Source organism: Spiroplasma endosymbiont of Panzeria rudis (genome assembly GCF_964019705.1).
GTDB classification, from domain to species: domain Bacteria; phylum Bacillota_I; class Bacilli_A; order Mycoplasmatales; family VBWQ01; genus Spiroplasma_E; species Spiroplasma_E ixodetis_A.
Map to the genome: position 1 here is coordinate 344,052 of NZ_OZ026460.1, position 16,489 is coordinate 360,540.

The following is a 16,489-nucleotide window of genomic DNA, read 5'->3' on the forward strand; positions in this document are numbered from 1 at the left end:
AACTTTTATTTTAATTCAAGTTGAAAAATTTCATTATTTTCCAATTTAATATCATCAATACCTACTGAAAAATCAATAAATTCTTTACCATTTCAATGCTCAATGTATCAAAATTTTTTATCTTCTTGAGTACCTTTTTTACCTTTTACAGCAACCAAAAATCTTCCCAATTGACTTTTTTCAACAGTAAAATCATTAGAACAAGCACTTAATAAATTACCAAGTGTATTAAAAGTAGTAATATAATTAGTTTTTTCAAGGATAGTTTCCTTGCCGTTGATAGCTGTAATTTCAATATTAGTAGTAATGCTATTTTGATTAGTAGTACCATTTAAGAATTTTGGGATATAAATAATATTTAGTATTAATGAAGTTCCTAATATTAATATAATAGAATTATATTTGCATCATTTAATAAATGTTTTATTTTTAATTATTTTTATAAAATTATTTTCTCATTTCTTACCATCAGTTTTTATTTTTGTCATTATTATCAGCCTTTGAATTATCTTTTTTATTTTATTATATTAAAAAAAATAAAAAAAGGAAATTGCTTATCTCATTTTTAATAATTATTGAGGTGAAATTAAATGAGATTATTAATTATAACATTGACAATTCTTTTTCTTGCAAGTAATGGATTAGTTGTATTAAAGTTGATTAAAAATTTTAATGAAAATGAAATAGTTAGTAAGGAAAAAAATGATACAAAAATTATTACTATTACTGTTGAAATTAAAGAACATTTACCAATTAGAGAAGATTTATGTATACGAAATAAATATTATGTTAAAATTCTTAATTCAAAAATAAGTATTATTAATTTAATTAATACTTTGAATATTTCTAATGTTTATTTTGACATTTTGGCATTAAATCTAAATCAAAATATTAGTGAAAATTATAAATTAATATTATCACCAAGAAATAATGCTATTAAATATTATTCCCGTTATACTATTACTTTAGAGCCTTTAATTAATTTAGGTTTAAATAGTCAAGATGCCAAAAAAGTATTATTATTATTTAATAAAAAAAATTTAAATGCAAAACAATTGTTAGAGAATTTAGAAAAATTATTAATAACCACAAAAAGAAAATATATACAATTGATGCATAAATTTATTAGTTTTTAATGATGTTTACTTATCATGCTTTATTAGTTTTATTTCTAATATTTTTAGTTTTCTTTTTATCAAGTTTTACGATATTTAGTGGTTTAGTTTTATTATTAATAATAATTATTCTTTTGTATTATATTTTTTTTTAAAAAGCAATCATTTTATAAGTATTTCTTTTTATTATTAGTATTTACTTTTACTTCCTTAGTTAATATTAACTTTAAAAAAGATGAACATATAAATATTGAAAATGTTAATTTGAAAGTAGTAGAAACCCATCCAAATTATTTGATAGTACAAGAAGGATGAGAAAAATATTATTTATTATCACATTATTATATTAATAATATGCAGTATACTATTAATGCCCAATTAGATGATACACTTATTTTTAAAGGTCAAACTAAATATTTAAAAACTATTAATAATTTTTATGAGTTTGATTTTAAATTATTTTTAAATGCTAATAATGTTAATAAACAAATAGTAGTTAATGGAAATAAAGTAAAAGTTGTTTTTGGAAAAACTCTTAGAACTATTTTTTTTAATTATATAAATACTTTTCCAAAGGAAATTAAAACTTGAACTAAATTATTATTATTTGGTCAGAAAACTGAAGAAAACAAATCTATTTTTACCATTTTTAATAAGTTTGGTATTACTCCAATTATTGTTGTTAGTGGTTTACACATTAATTTTTTCTTTGTTTTTTTAAAAAAAAGTTTTTGATTTATCAAAAATCAATTAATTAAACTTTTAATTTGCTTTGTAATTTTATGTTTTTATTTATATTTACTTAATTGATCTATTGCAGCAATGAAAGCATTATTTTTTTTAATTTTTAGTTGTATTTTAAAATTTAATAAAAAAACTATTCATCCAATTTCTATTCTTAGTTTTAGTGCTTATTGTTGTCTTTGTTTATGACCTTTACAATTCTATCTTTTAGGATTTCAACTTTCTTTTGGTATTACTTTTTTGATTTTATTTATTAATAATAAATTTAAAAAATATAGTTATTGGATTAGAATGTTATTGATTAATTTTGTTTTATTTTTATTCACTATTCCTATTCAGTGACAAATAAATCATGGTTTTAGTTTATTAACTGTTGCATATTTATTATTTTTTACACCAATCATTATTTTTTGTGATGTTATTTTATTTTTAAATTTATTTTTAAATTCAATTTTAAGTTTTTTTTCTCCAATTTTAAATTTTTTAATTATTATTATTAAGTTAATAAATATGAGTAATATTTGAATTCCGACTTTTAAAATTGAAATTTGAATTTTACAACTTTATTTTTTAATTTTAATAGTTATTTATAACTGTTGACGATATTTTAATTGAAGAATGTTAACAGTTATTATTAATTTTGTTTTACTTTCAACATTATGAATGAATAGTATTATTAAACCTTATTATGAATTAACAATGATTAATGTTGGTAATGCTATGAGTTTTTTAATAACTAGTCCTTATAATAAATCTGCTATTTTAATTGATGCGGGCACAGAAGATTTAAAACCAAATAATCCAACTATTTATAATTATCTTTCAGCAAAAGGAATTCATAGTTTAAAAGCAGTATTTTTAACTCATCATGATTTAGATCATATTAGTAATATTGGATTTTTGAAAATGAACTTAAAAATAGATAAAATTTATGAAAATACCAATCAATTATCGCAATATGTTATTGATGGTTTTAATCCAATTCATAATTTAGTTTATGGTTTTAATTTGCAATATGTTTCTGAAAATAATAAAAGTTTAGTTTTGTTATTAAAAGTTTATAATTATAAAATTTTATTTACTGGTGATATTGAAGAACAAACCGAAAATTTATTAGTTAACACCCATGTATTAAGTAAAATTAATATTTTACAAGTTCCTCACCATGGTTCAAAAACTTCATCAACTATTAGTTTTTTAAAAACTCTTAATCCAGAACTAGCATTAATTTCCGGACATTATCAAAAACGAAGACAGTTTCCCAATATTGAAACATTGAATAATCTTAAAAAAATTAATGCTCAAGTTTATTATTCGGGAAAAAATAAAACTGTGATTATAAGAATATATATGAAACATTATGATATTATAACGTTAATATAAACTGATATAATAATATTGTGAGATTAGAAATAGTATTTATATTATTCATGTTCAATATGAGTATTTAGTAAAAGTATTGAATAATTAAAAGAAAATTACTTTTTAGAAAAGAAAGCTAAAAAATATATAATTAAAACAAAAGGGGAAAAAATATGAAAAAAATAAATCATTTATTAAAAATTTTGTTGTTACCTTCAATGTTAATAACTACTATTACATCCAATAGCAAGGCAGAAAAAACAGTTACTGATTATCATCAATTATACGTTCTTGGTGATAGTCTTTCTGATACTGGTAGTTTTGTTGGAGCTGGGAGTGACTTTGTCCAAAAATCACCATTAGCACCTTTATGAGTCGCTCAAGTAGAATTAGGAGATCCATATTATTTAAATCGCTCTTTCAGCAATGGTAAGGTTGCAGCAATTTTAGCTAATAAATTACATTTAAACTTACAAGCAGGATGAAAATATACGATTTTAAATGATGCAGCAACTTATGAACAATTTGGTAATAACTATGCGGTTGGAGGCGCTGTTGCAGCTGAAAATGATTCATGAACAGGAGAATTTTATTCAAATCGTTTTAGCCTTCAACATCAAATGGCTGCTTTATTATCTCAACATCAAAATTTACAAAGTGATGATTTAGTCTTTCTTGAATCAGGAAATAATGATATGTTGGCTGCTATTGATAGTGGTAACTATTATAAAGGACTTGATATTATTTATAATGCAATTATAAAAGAAGGAGATATAATTCAAGAATTAATTAATAAAGGCATTCAACATATTGTTGCTACTGATGTTCCAGATTTTAGTCTTGTCCCAAAATATTATGGAACTAAATCGCAAGTTTTAGCAAAACAATTATCTGATGCTTATAAAACACTTTGAAATCATGAGATATCTTTATATACAACTAATTATCCTAATTTTATTAGAAGATTTAGTTTAAGAGAAGAATTAAGTAAATATGCGTTGATATTTCAACAAGAAGGAAAAAATATTACTGAAAATGCAATTGAATCTGATTATGCTCATATGGCATTAGATGGTGCTGTTACAGCAACATATGTTAATGGTTCAACAAAAGAAACATATAATTATTTCTTCTTTGATGAAGTTCATCCAACAACATTAGTGCATCAAGCAGTTGCTGAAGATCTTTATAATTTAGTTGAAAAGTGATAATGTTTTAAAACATTAGATATAACAATTAGTATATAAGATAAAAGTTCAAATTTGGAATATTATCAAAAACGAAAGTGTTTTCCGAATATTGAAACACTGAATAATCTTAAAAAAGTTTATTATTGAGGAAAAAATAAAAGTGTGATTATATATGAAACATTATGATATTATAACATTAACATAAAATATATTAATAATTTTGTGAGGTTGGAAACATGGTTTATATTGTTCATGGTCAAGATGAGTATTTAGTAAGAAAAAATATTGAACAATTAATTAAAAAAAATCATAAAAAAGAAAATTATGATTATAATCTATATGAATTACAAGAGGATACAATTGTTAATATTATTAATGAAATTCAAATTATGAGTATATTTGAAGAAAATAAAGTAATCGTAATTAATGATAGCAGTAATTTATGGCAAAAATATATTAAAGAAAAAAAATTTGTTAATGCTTTGCTTAATCATAATCAAAAAACAATGATAATTATTAAAAGTTTAAATGTTGATTTTAAAATTAGTAGAGAATTTCAACAATTTAATATTATCAAAATTAAAAATTATACAAAATCACAATTATTATTATTAATTAATAAAGTTTGCAATAGTTTTAAAGTTAACATTACTCAAGAAGCAACTAATTTTCTTTTAGAATACTTGCCAAATGATGTCAGTATTATTTTAAATGAGTTATCAAAATTAAGGTTAATTGGAAAAAAAATAACTTCAGATATTATTATTGAGGTGGTTCCTAAATATTTTGAAACAAATATTTTTAAAACTGTTGAATGTATATTAAAAAAAGATTATAACAATTTTTGAACACAATATAACTATTATAATGTTATTAATTATGATAAAATTAAATTGATTAATATTCTTGTATATCAATTAGAATTAATTAGAGATATCAAAATTTTAGTTAAACAAAAAAAAAGTAATGAAGATATTTCCAATATATTAAATATTTCCAAGTTTCAAGTAAAAATATTAGAACAATATTTAAATATTAATTTAAATATTAATAATATTTTGTTAAAATTATATGAATTAGATTACAATATCAAAAAAGGAAAGTTTAATAAAAATATTGCAATTGATTTATTTTTTTTGAATATTTAGTATATAATTATAGATGTTTTAAACTCAAGAGGTGATACATATAATGAAAAGTAATAAAAATACTGATGTTACAGAAAAAAAGTTAGTAGAAGAAAATAGTGACATTACATTGGTTAAACCAAAAGTAAAAAGAGTTACAAAGAAAAAAACCGAAAAAGTGTACTCAGAAGAAGATTTAAATGTTGCATTATACTATGAAATATCAAGTACTATATATAACAGTTTAAATAATTTAATTGTTAGAAAATCTATTTTTGCTAATGAAGAACTTTTAAAAATTTTAGAATTACAAATTTCTAATTTATTTTTTCTTGAAAAAGAACTAAAAGAATTAAAAGATAAAAAGTATGCAATAGAATTTTTGCAGTTAATTTCTAATTTGGTAAATCGTAGTTTGAGTATTACTAAAAGTTCTCCTAAAAATCGTATTGAAATTCTTGAAGAGCGTAACTTATTAATAGTTACAATTACTAATATTTGTAAGACTGTGGAAAAAGAAAGTCTTGAACGAATAAGACAGTTTGATAATAATACTTTTAATGAATTAAATGATCAAATTACTGCATTAAATAATTTTAGTGATGATGCTACTGAGGTTAAGCCAAGTGTTACTCCAAATAATCAGAATGTTGATAATAATGTTGATACAAATCCTAATATTGGTGGCATTGGGAATCTAGGTAATAATTTAAATATTAATAATCTTGATAATAATAGTTTAGCAAATTTAGCGAAGTTAGGTGTATTACCGCAACATCCCGCCACAAATCCTAAATTTTACCCTTATATGAATAAACCAAAATATATTCCACTTTTAAAGAAAATATTATCAGCTTTTTTCTTATTAACAACAGTGCTAGCAATAGCTACTTATATACTAACTTATTTTATAGCAGGTACTTTTCAAATTAAAGATAATAGTACATCACCCGTTTATTATAATTTTGCACAACAATCAAAAACTATAGTTTTCACTATTGTTACAACAATAGTTTTAAATGGAGGCTTTTTATATTCAATTTTAAAACCACCAAAATTAGGTCGTGATTTATATCAAACATCATATTTTTTAATAGTTATTTTAATTTTTTGAATAATTTATACAATTTCAAATTTATTTTATATGACAACAGATGATTCATTATTAAGAACATTTACTTCTTTTTTAGATAAAGGTGACAAAATTAATCCTAATGCTTTACCCTGATTAAAAGGATTAGCAACTTTTAAAGCTTTTCAAATATTAACATATATTACAGCAGCATCAGCAATTTTACCAATTGCTATTATACTAGTTATTGCTATTCTTAATCCAAAAATTGATCGTAATAAAATTATGAGAGCCAATTCGGAATATCAAAATGCTATTAATAATGCTTTAAGTGGTAAACCCTATGAAATCGATCCATCACTTTTTGATGATAGTTTAGATAATGATAATAAAAAAGATACAAAAGATCATAAATTTTGACGTAATAGTGATTTATTTAAATAATAAAATTAAAAAGGACTAAAAGTCCTTTTTAATTTTATTATTTTTAATTATTAGTTTTATTATGCTTGTCAACGTAATTTTGAACTTGCAACTATTGTGTAAATACCAATCAATCCAAGTGCAACTCCTAGATATATTCCATAAGTTGTTGTAAAAGTAAAACTTGTTCCACTTCAAGCTTGAATAAATGGATCCATAGCGTATTTGAATGGATTAAAGTAAGTTCCGTATTTTAAAACAGGACTACTATTAATTAACTCAGCCGGGAAAAATACCCCACTTAAAAGTGCAACTGGAAAATAAATTACATTTGATGCTGCAACTAAAGCAGTTACTGATTTGAAAATTGAGGCTAATAACATTCCTAAACCCATTGATGAAAAGAAAATTAAGATAATAAATGGGATAGATTCTCCAATAAAATTTGCTGTTACTATATTACTTCACCCATAAGTACCACCAAACATAATTCCAGCTCATAATAAAGATCATAAGAATGTTGCTATCATAAAGAAAAATCCAATTATCATAACTGAAAGAACAAAGAAAATTGGTTTAATATTTGTTGCTCCAATTCGCTTCATTAAAACACTATTTTTAAATTCAACAATTGTTTGTGGAATAATGAAAATTCCTACTGCCATTGGTTGTAACATTGAAATTGAACCAACTAAAGTATTTAAACTTTTTACAGTATCACCTTCCATTTGTTTAAAAGCAAAACCTTCTAAGAACAACATTAGAATTGGAAATAAAACTAGAAAGAAGGGTACAAAAAATCCTCGATAATAATATTTAAACATTAAGTTTATTAATGGTCGACTTTTTTCGGGCATTTTGGCTTTATGAATTCATTTATTTTTTTTCTTATTTTTTTGATTTCAGCATTTTCTTTTTTTATTTCTTCATATTGTTTTTTTAAATCAACTTTTTTATTTTTATCAAACATTTTTCATGTAAAGTTATGAACTGAGCCATATTTTTTAACAATATCTTTAACATTTCCTGCTTCTTTTATAACTCCATTATGAATGTAAATATACTTTTCACAAAATTCTTCAAGAAAGGGTCACCCCTAAGTTGCAAAAAACAATGTTTTAACTTAGTAAGGAGACCTTTTTTATGACAAGATATAATAAGGAATTAAAATTAAAAATCATAGAACAATATTTTGCTGGTAAATCTGCTACAACATTAAGTAAAGAAAATAAAATTAGCAGAAAGATAATTTATATTTGAATACAAAAATGATACTTACAAGGTGAAAAAGGTTTAGTTTCGATAAGAAGTAAAATTAAAAAACAAGAGGTAAATGCTGTGAGTAGAGATTTTAAGAAAAGACCAAAGGAATCATTAAAAAAATATGAAAAACGTGTTGAAAAAGAATTATTATTACTACAAACTAAAATTGAAATATTGGAAAAGTCGAGGCTTTTTAATAATCTGTGTATCTTTGTTTTACAAAGTTACTAATTTAGATTAATTCTGTCTTCAAATTTTATCATAAAATGAGCAATTGCTGTATTTCAATTTTGAATAGGCAATGTTCATTTTTTTGTTATATTTTCAATTGCCAAGTAAAATATTTTGAAAACTGCCATATCATTAGGAAAAACTTTTTTATTTCTGATGATTTTTCGTAATTGACTATTAACAGATTCAATAGCATTTGTAGTATAAATCACTCTTTTGATTTCTACTGGATAACTAATAAAAACCATTAAATTATCTCAATTTTTATATCAAGATTTAGTAATTTGAGGATATTGTTTATTTCATTTACTTTCAAACGATTCTAAAGCTTGCATTGCTTGTTCTTCACTACATGCACTATAAATTGGTTTTAAATCTGCAACTAGACCTTTTCGATGTTTGTATGAAACATATTTTAAACTATTTCTAATTTGATGAACAATGCATAATTGATGTTCTGTTTTAGGATAAACTGATTGTATTGCTTCTGACATGCCTGTTAAATTATCACTACAAGCAATAAGAATATCATTTAAGCCACGATTTTTCATTTCTGTGAAATTAGATAATCAAAACTTAGAACCTTCATTTTCACTAATTCATAATCCTAAAACATCTTTTTTGCCTTCTAAATCAACTCCTAATGCTATATAAACTGATTTGTTAATAATCCGTTTATCTTGTTGTACTTTAACTACTATACAATCAAAATAAACAATAGGATAAATACTTTCTAATGGTCGATTTTGTCATGCTTTAACATCATCAATAACATCATCAGTAATTTGACTAATAACACTTTCACTAATATCAGCACCATGATATAACTCTTGCAACTGCATTCTAATGTCAGATAATGTCATTCCTTTTGCATACAAGGAAAGAACTTGTTGATCAAAACCATCAAATCTTCTTTGCCTTTTAGGAACTATTACAGGAGTAAAATTACTATTGCGATCTCTTGGTACATCAATTTCAATTTTACCTTGTTGAGTTATTAATTTTTTTGAACTTGTACCATTACGAGCATTTTCAGTAGTACTATGTTGATTTTTTTCATATCCTAAATAATTTTGCATTTCAGAATTCAACATTTTTTCAACTAATCTTTTTGTTAATTCTTTATATAAACCGCCAGGTTTAAAAACTGTTGTTAAATCTTCAGTATTTTCTAGTAATAAATCTACTGCTTTTGATATTGGATCATTATTATTAAAGTTATCTTTTTTAGCCATCTGTAACTCACTCTTTCTAGTCATTTAATTATATTTACTAGAATTAATTAAACATAGTTATTTTTGTAAGTTACACAGATTACTAAACATTTCCAAAGTTTTAAAAAACGACACATTGTGCGAATTTTATATTTAACTTTATTTTTAGCAATAATTTCTATTTTCTGCCTATTATTAGTGCTGCTTGCTTTAAAATATCATTTTCCATTCGTAACTGTTTTAATTCTTTTCTTAATTTAATTAATTCATTTTCTTCAATAGAACGATTATCTTTAGTTTTAAAACTGCCTGAATTAGTAAATTGCTTAATTCAATTATAAGTAGCTGCTCTTGTAACATTGTACTCTTTAGCAAGACAAGACACTGACTTACCGCTTTGATATAAAGCTACTATTTGTTTTTTAAATTCATCGGTATATGAGTTAATATTGGCCATAATTATAGTTCCTTTCTTTTAACTAATTTGTTCACTTGTCTACGTAATTAGTGTCCAATAAAGTGTAACCTATCCAATGCAAAAGGAATGACATTATCTGACATTAGAATGCAGTTGCAAGAGTTATATCATGGTGCTGATATTAGTGAAAGTGTTATTAGTCAAATTACTGATGATGTTATTGATGATGTTAAAGCATGACAAAATCGACCATTAGAAAGTATTTATCCTATTGTTTATTTTGATTGTATAGTAGTTAAAGTACAACAAGATAAACGGATTATTAACAAATCAGTTTATATAGCATTAGGAGTTGATTTAGAAGGCAAAAAAGATGTTTTAGGATTATGAATTAGTGAAAATGAAGGTTCTAAGTTTTGATTATCTAATTTCACAGAAATGAAAAATCGTGGCTTAAATGATATTCTTATTGCTTGTAGTGATAATTTAACAGGCATGTCAGAAGCAATACAATCAGTTTATCCTAAAACAGAAAATCAATTATGCATTGTTCATCAAATTAGAAATAGTTTAAAATATGTTTCATACAAACATCGAAAAGGTCTAGTTGCAGATTTAAAACCAATTTATAGTGCATGTAGTGAAGAACAAGCAATGCAAGCTTTAGAATCGTTTGAAAGTAAATGAAATAAACAATATCCTCAAATTACTAAATCTTGATATAAAAATTGAGATAATTTAATGGTTTTTATTAGTTATCCAGTAGAAATCAAAAGAGTGATTTATACTACAAATGCTATTGAATCTGTTAATAGTCAATTACGAAAAATCATCAGAAATAAAAAAGTTTTTCCTAATGATATGGCAGTTTTCAAAATATTTTACTTGGCAATTGAAAATATAACAAAAAAATGAACATTGCCTATTCAAAATTGAAATACAGCAATTGCTCATTTTATGATAAAATTTGAAGACAGAATTAATCTAAATTAGTAACTTTGTAAAACAAAGATACACAGATTATTAAAAAGCCTCGAAAATGCAGCAAAAATAAAAGGTAAAGGGCATTATAATCCATGAAATTTTTAAATTTTAAATTTTTCTATTAATTTATATAATGTAGTTTACAAAGTTATTGGATTTTTAATTAATAAAATAAAAAATTTCTTCAACCGAAACTAATATACAAGTTGAAGAAATTTTTTTATTACTTTCAAATTTTCCAGCAATAATTTTCATGTTTTTTTACTAAATGCACTATAAATTATTTTAAATTGATTTTCAATAGTCTTTAGTATTTTTCTAAACTGGTTCTAATTTAGTAAACATTATATAAATTTTAAAATTAGTTTAAATATGAAAAAATTATATAATTTAAGGTTAATGATAATATCATTAACCTTAAATTTCATTAACAACTGTTAAAATCATAGGTAACTTACCAGTTTCTTTTTTAATATAATCTTGTAAATCATTTTTCATTTTAGTCTTAACTTCACTAAGACTAAAAGCAGTATTAGTTTTATATTTTTCAATAACATTAATAATAATGTTTTGCAATTTTTTCAACATTTCTTCATTATTAGTTAAATAAACAACACCACGCATTTGTGCATCAATTAAAGAAACAATTTCCTTAGTTTTACGATTTATTGTCACTCCTGTAATTAAAATACCATCACGTTGTAATTGTTTTCTTTCACTAATAACAATTGAACCAATATCACCAACACCAATACCATCTACATATACATCACCAGTTTTTATTAAGTTATCTGTTGTTTTATTAGTAGCATTTTTATCATTAAAACGAGAAGGACGTGCAACATACTGTTTAACAAAATTATCAATTAATTTACCATTTTCAAAAGTAATAACTTCACCATTATCATGAATTAAAGCATTGTTATGTAACACACCAGCATCAATGGCTGCTGCTTGTGCTGCTACAAAATCTTTATATAAACCTTTAACTGGTAAAAAATATTTTGGTTCAATAATATTAACCATTAACTTAATATCTTCATAAGAAGCATTTAAACTTCAAGCTTGTTTTTCTGATATATTAATAACTTTAACATCAGTACGTGCTAAGTCATCTAATAAGGCTGCATGAGCCAATTCATTTCCTGGAATTGGTGGAGTTGCTAAAATTATTGTATCTTGCGATTCAAGTTTTAAATAATCATCATTACCAATAGCAATTTTATTCATTCTAGTAAATAAACGTTCACCACTACCAGTAACAATAATTACTGTATCTTTAGTACCAATTGTTTGTGCTAAATTAATAATTTGTGATTTATCAATATTGAAAGCGTTTAAATCATTAACTTTTAATAAAATATCATATAAAGTTGCACCATAAACTGCAATTTTACGTTTAGAGTCAGTTTCTTTAATAGCATTAAGAATTTCACTAACACGATATAAATCTTGATCATAACATGCAAGAATAACCCTTCCTGGTGCTTCTTTTAATACTGGTTCAATAATAGTTTGAATTTTATGCTTAGGAGCTGTAAAAGCTTTTCTATTGGCACATGTTGCTTCACTAATTAATAATAAAACATCATTTTTAGAAACACTAGCTAAATGTTGAATATCAGTAGTAAAATCACTACGATGTTCACCATCAAAAATATAATCACCCGTATAAACAATTGTTTCATTTAATTTAATATTTTCACCATTATTTACAGTTAAAACAAAACCTAAACTACCTGGAATTGAAGTAGTTGTTTTAAATGTTTTAACAACAACATTACCAAACGATACTTTTTGTTCAGGCTCAATAGTTTTAATTATAATTTCATTTTGATTAATAAAACGAAAACGTTCTAATTTCTGCTTAATCATAAAATCAGTTAATTTACTAGTAAAGATTGGAACTTTATACTCGGGTTTTATTTTATTAAAATCTTTTAAAATATAAGGTAGTGCTCCAAAAGCATCATCAGATGGTTTTGAAATAAATATACCTTGAATACGATGTTTATTTTCTTTTAAATATGTATAATCTGGAATAATAATATCAATTCCTAAAATTTCTCTTTCTGGGAGTCTAATGCCGGCATCAAATACAAATATCTTATCATTTACTTCAACAACATATAAGTTTTTACCACGTTCATCTAATCCACCCAGAGCAAATACTTTTATCTTTGCCATGTTTTCACCAGTTTTCAACTTTCTTTATTTTTATTTTATAAAATTTAATATCTTAGAAGAACATAAAAATTAAAATTTTAACTTAAATTCCCAAGATGCTGCTATATTATGTTATTAGTATTTTAACACTAATTTAATAATAAAACTGTAATTAATTTTCATTAAAAATAGTTTCAAATTATTTATCAATAATTTCTAAGCTAAGCTTACTATTATCTTCAACTTTAATTACTCGAACTTTAATTATATCATTGATTTTAACGACATTATTTAAATTATCAATACGTTTATTAAATTTTTTTGAAAATTCTGAAATATGAATTAAACCATCAATCTTATCTTGTAAATTAACAAAAACACCAAAATTAACAATTTTTACAACTTTACTATCAAATTCAGAACCGATTTTAATTTGAACAGGATTAACAATACTTTCAATAATTTGTCAAGCTTTATCAATGGCTGATTGTTCATTATGATAAATCATCAATCGTCCATCATCTTCAATATCAATTTTAACATTATCACAGTCGGTAATAATTTTATTAATAACTTTCCCACCAACACCAATAATATCACGAATTTTATCAATTGGAATTAACTTTTGAATAATTTTTGGAGCATTAGGTGCCAATGTAGTTCTAGGCTTTTTAATTACTTCATTCATGTTTGCTAATACTTGTAATCTCGCAACTCTGGCTTTTTCCAAAGCTTGTGTAATAATATTAAAATCAATACCAGTAATTTTAATATCCATTTGTAAAGCACAAATACCATTGGCTGTTCCTGCCACTTTAAAATCCATATCACCTAAGTGATCTTCTAATCCTTGAATATCAGTTAAAATTGTAAAATCTTTTTCTTCTTTAATTAAACCCATGGCAATACCAGCAATTGCAGCTCTAATTGGTACGCCACCAGCCATTAATGCCATTGATGAAGCACAAATTGCTGCTTGTGAAGTTGAACCATTTGATGCTAATACTTCTGATACTAATCTAATTGTATAAGGGAAATCTTTTTCAAGAGGAATAATTTGTAATAATGCTTTTTCACCAAGGGCGCCATGACCAATCTCACGTCGTGAAGGAACACCCATTCTTCCGGTTTCACCAACAGAAAATGGAGGAAAATTATAATGATGAATAAAACGTTTATACTCTTCTTTACCTAATCCATCAATAATTTGATGTTCAGCAAGTGCACCCAACGTTAAAACTGATAAAACTTGTGTTTCACCACGAGTAAACATTGCACTACCATGAACAATAGGTAAAACATCAATCATACTTGTTAATTTTCTAATATCATCAGCTTTTCGTCCATCAACTCGTACATTATTTTTTAAAATCATAGTACGCATTGCTTTTTGTAATAATTGATCAATACTTTTGCGTAAATTATGAATAGTTGTTTCTTCACCAATATTTAAAACTTCTTGATTAAATTCATTTTTAAAACTTTGAAATGTTTCTTCAACTAAATTTTTAATCAAGTTGCTTCGACTTTTTTTATCAACAGTAGTACTAATTTTACTAATTTGTGATTGACAATTTGTTTCTACAAATTGTTCAATATTAACAGGAATTAATGCTAACTGTGGCTCAAATTTATTTGGTTTTAATTTTTCAATGATACTTTCTTGAAAAATTATTAATTTAATAATATGTTCATGTGCAAATTTTAATGCTTTAATCATATCTTTTTCTAAAATATCATGACATCCTGCTTCAACCATATTGATGGCATCTTTTGTTCCACCAACAATTAATTCCATTTTTGAATTTAATAATTGCTCTTGTGTTGGATTAAGGACAAGTTCATCATTTATTTTACCAACAACAACAGTAGCACTAGGACCCTGAAATGGCAAACTACTTAATCCTAAAGCAAATGAAGTCCCAAAAGCTGCATTTACTCTAACATCACAAGCATCATCTAACGCAAAAACATTATTTACAACTTGCACTTCATTAACAAAACCTTTTGGAAATAATGGACGAATTGAACGATCAATTAATCTAGCACATAGTGTTGCATATTCACTAGGTCGACCTTCACGCTTTAAAAAACCACCCGGAATCTTACCAACTGAATATAACTTTTCTTGAAAAACTATTTGTAATGGAAAAAAATCTTGATTATTAATAACTTCATTATAAGATACAGTTGTTAATACAACTGTATTTCCATAAGTAATTTTTACTGATTTTTCTGCTAAATTAGCCATTGTACCTAATTCAACAATTAATTCATATTTTCCTTCTTTAAAAAGGAATTTTTCTTTTAACATTATTTTACTCCTTAACTTCCATTTTTTGTCGCAACTATGAGCATTATAGCATAATAAAATGTTAAAATAAGTTATAGAACAATTTTATTTTAGGAGGTCATAACTTATGTTTAAACATAAAATACAAAATGAAATTTCAATTTCAAATAAAGACTTTGATAAAATTAAAAATAAAGCTTTAATTATTGATGTTCGTGATGTTGCTGAATATCAAATTTTAAAAAAAATAACAAATGATAATGGTGAACTTAATATTGTTAATATTCCTTACTATGATTTGATTAAAAATCCTAGTAAATATATTGAAAGCAAAAATCAAGTGATTATAACTATTTGTAATGCAGGAAATCGTTCAACTGCTGCTGCACTAACACTCAGAGAATTGGGCTATACTAACACTTATGTTTTAATTAATGGTATTTATGGATATTACAAAAAATAACTTATTTCTCATTATTTAATTTAATAAGATCATTAATAGCAATACTTAAATTATTACAATAAGTTCCTAGGACTAAACTAACACTATCGTCTTGGTATAAAATACCACGATTTTTAATTTTTTTAAGATTATTAAAATTAATTTTTGAATGATCAATAATCTCTACCTTAATTTTATTTGCTGTTGCTGTTGTCCCTTTAATATTATCAATTCCTCCTAAATCAACAATAAAATTTTGTAATTTAAATGGGAATTTTTGTGGTTTATTAATGGGTTTTAAACTACTTTCTTGTTGATTACGTAATTTTTTAGCTGTACTAACATTTCATATTCAAATCCCAATACTAGCCACAGCAAATAACAATGCAATAACTAATAATACTATTTGTCAAATTGGCATGATTACCTTCCTTAATTAATATAT

15 protein-coding genes and 1 pseudogene are annotated in these 16,489 nt (G+C 24.0%); 8 read left to right on the forward strand and 8 right to left on the reverse strand.

What is annotated here, in order from left to right; translation table 4 throughout:
- Window positions 1-5 precede the first annotated feature (5 nt).
- Window positions 6-488 carry a hypothetical protein gene (locus AACK89_RS01930; RefSeq protein WP_338960869.1) on the reverse strand — a complete coding sequence of 161 codons (483 nt, stop codon included), beginning with the start codon at window positions 486-488 and terminating at the stop codon, window positions 6-8.
- 102 nt (window positions 489-590) lie between these two features.
- On the opposite strand from AACK89_RS01930, the gene AACK89_RS01935 reads away from it, so the two are divergent.
- The 5 genes from AACK89_RS01935 (at window position 591) to AACK89_RS01955 (ending at window position 7,054) form a co-directional block, all read left to right on the forward strand.
- Window positions 591-1,136, forward strand: coding sequence for a hypothetical protein (locus tag AACK89_RS01935; RefSeq protein ID WP_338959069.1), 546 nt, complete (start codon window positions 591-593; stop codon window positions 1,134-1,136).
- 243 nt (window positions 1,137-1,379) lie between these two features.
- Complete coding sequence (locus tag AACK89_RS01940) at window positions 1,380-3,242, forward strand: ComEC/Rec2 family competence protein (RefSeq protein WP_338978907.1); 1,863 nt, start codon at window positions 1,380-1,382, stop codon at window positions 3,240-3,242.
- Between the two features lie 152 nt (window positions 3,243-3,394).
- Window positions 3,395-4,432, forward strand: coding sequence for an SGNH/GDSL hydrolase family protein (locus AACK89_RS01945; RefSeq protein ID WP_338978909.1), 1,038 nt, complete (start codon window positions 3,395-3,397; stop codon window positions 4,430-4,432).
- A 215-nt stretch (window positions 4,433-4,647) separates the two neighbouring features.
- A complete protein-coding gene (gene holA / locus AACK89_RS01950; RefSeq protein WP_338978910.1) occupies window positions 4,648-5,559 on the forward strand; it encodes a DNA polymerase III subunit delta in 912 nt (303 codons plus the stop codon).
- 43 nt (window positions 5,560-5,602) lie between these two features.
- On the forward strand, window positions 5,603-7,054 hold the full coding sequence (locus AACK89_RS01955) for a hypothetical protein (RefSeq protein ID WP_338978911.1): 1,452 nt from the start codon (window positions 5,603-5,605) through the stop codon (window positions 7,052-7,054).
- Window positions 7,055-7,113: 59 nt separating this feature from the next.
- Here AACK89_RS01955 and AACK89_RS01960 read toward each other — a convergent pair whose 3' ends face one another.
- Entirely contained in the window at window positions 7,114-7,794 is a 681-nt protein-coding gene (locus tag AACK89_RS01960) for an ABC transporter permease (RefSeq protein ID WP_338978913.1), read from the reverse strand.
- A gap of 71 nt (window positions 7,795-7,865) precedes the next feature.
- On the reverse strand, window positions 7,866-8,003 hold the full coding sequence (locus tag AACK89_RS01965; RefSeq protein WP_338978915.1) for a hypothetical protein: 138 nt from the start codon (window positions 8,001-8,003) through the stop codon (window positions 7,866-7,868).
- 173 nt (window positions 8,004-8,176) lie between these two features.
- Here AACK89_RS01965 and AACK89_RS01970 point away from each other — a divergent pair, with 173 nt between their 5' ends.
- Window positions 8,177-8,527, forward strand: coding sequence for a helix-turn-helix domain-containing protein (locus tag AACK89_RS01970; protein WP_338978917.1), 351 nt, complete (start codon window positions 8,177-8,179; stop codon window positions 8,525-8,527).
- Here the strand turns inward: AACK89_RS01970 and AACK89_RS01975 are convergent.
- Both AACK89_RS01975 and AACK89_RS01980 read right to left on the reverse strand, forming a co-directional pair.
- Entirely contained in the window at window positions 8,524-9,762 is a 1,239-nt protein-coding gene (locus tag AACK89_RS01975; RefSeq protein ID WP_338979264.1) for an IS256 family transposase, read from the reverse strand. The genes AACK89_RS01970 and AACK89_RS01975 overlap by 4 nt on opposite strands.
- Window positions 9,763-9,919: 157 nt before the next feature.
- Window positions 9,920-10,198, reverse strand: coding sequence for a transposase (locus tag AACK89_RS01980; protein ID WP_338977702.1), 279 nt, complete (start codon window positions 10,196-10,198; stop codon window positions 9,920-9,922).
- A 78-nt stretch (window positions 10,199-10,276) separates the two neighbouring features.
- On the opposite strand from AACK89_RS01980, the pseudogene AACK89_RS01985 reads away from it, so the two are divergent.
- Window positions 10,277-11,152, forward strand: a pseudogene (locus AACK89_RS01985) (IS256 family transposase); the annotation flags it as partial.
- A gap of 408 nt (window positions 11,153-11,560) precedes the next feature.
- Here the strand turns inward: AACK89_RS01985 and AACK89_RS01990 are convergent.
- Window positions 11,561-13,330 (reverse strand): ribonuclease J, encoded by a 1,770-nt coding sequence (locus tag AACK89_RS01990; RefSeq protein WP_338973821.1) that lies wholly within the window; start codon window positions 13,328-13,330, stop codon window positions 11,561-11,563.
- A gap of 178 nt (window positions 13,331-13,508) precedes the next feature.
- The gene (locus AACK89_RS01995; RefSeq protein WP_338978921.1) at window positions 13,509-15,623 is read right to left on the reverse strand and encodes a polyribonucleotide nucleotidyltransferase; all 2,115 of its coding nucleotides are present in this window, start codon (window positions 15,621-15,623) and stop codon (window positions 13,509-13,511) included.
- Window positions 15,624-15,729: 106 nt separating this feature from the next.
- Here AACK89_RS01995 and AACK89_RS02000 point away from each other — a divergent pair, with 106 nt between their 5' ends.
- On the forward strand, window positions 15,730-16,065 hold the full coding sequence (locus tag AACK89_RS02000) for a rhodanese-like domain-containing protein (RefSeq protein ID WP_281749170.1): 336 nt from the start codon (window positions 15,730-15,732) through the stop codon (window positions 16,063-16,065).
- Between the two features lies 1 nt (window position 16,066).
- Here the strand turns inward: AACK89_RS02000 and AACK89_RS02005 are convergent, their stop codons facing one another.
- On the reverse strand, window positions 16,067-16,465 hold the full coding sequence (locus tag AACK89_RS02005) for a hypothetical protein (protein ID WP_338978923.1): 399 nt from the start codon (window positions 16,463-16,465) through the stop codon (window positions 16,067-16,069).
- Window positions 16,466-16,489 lie beyond the last annotated feature (24 nt).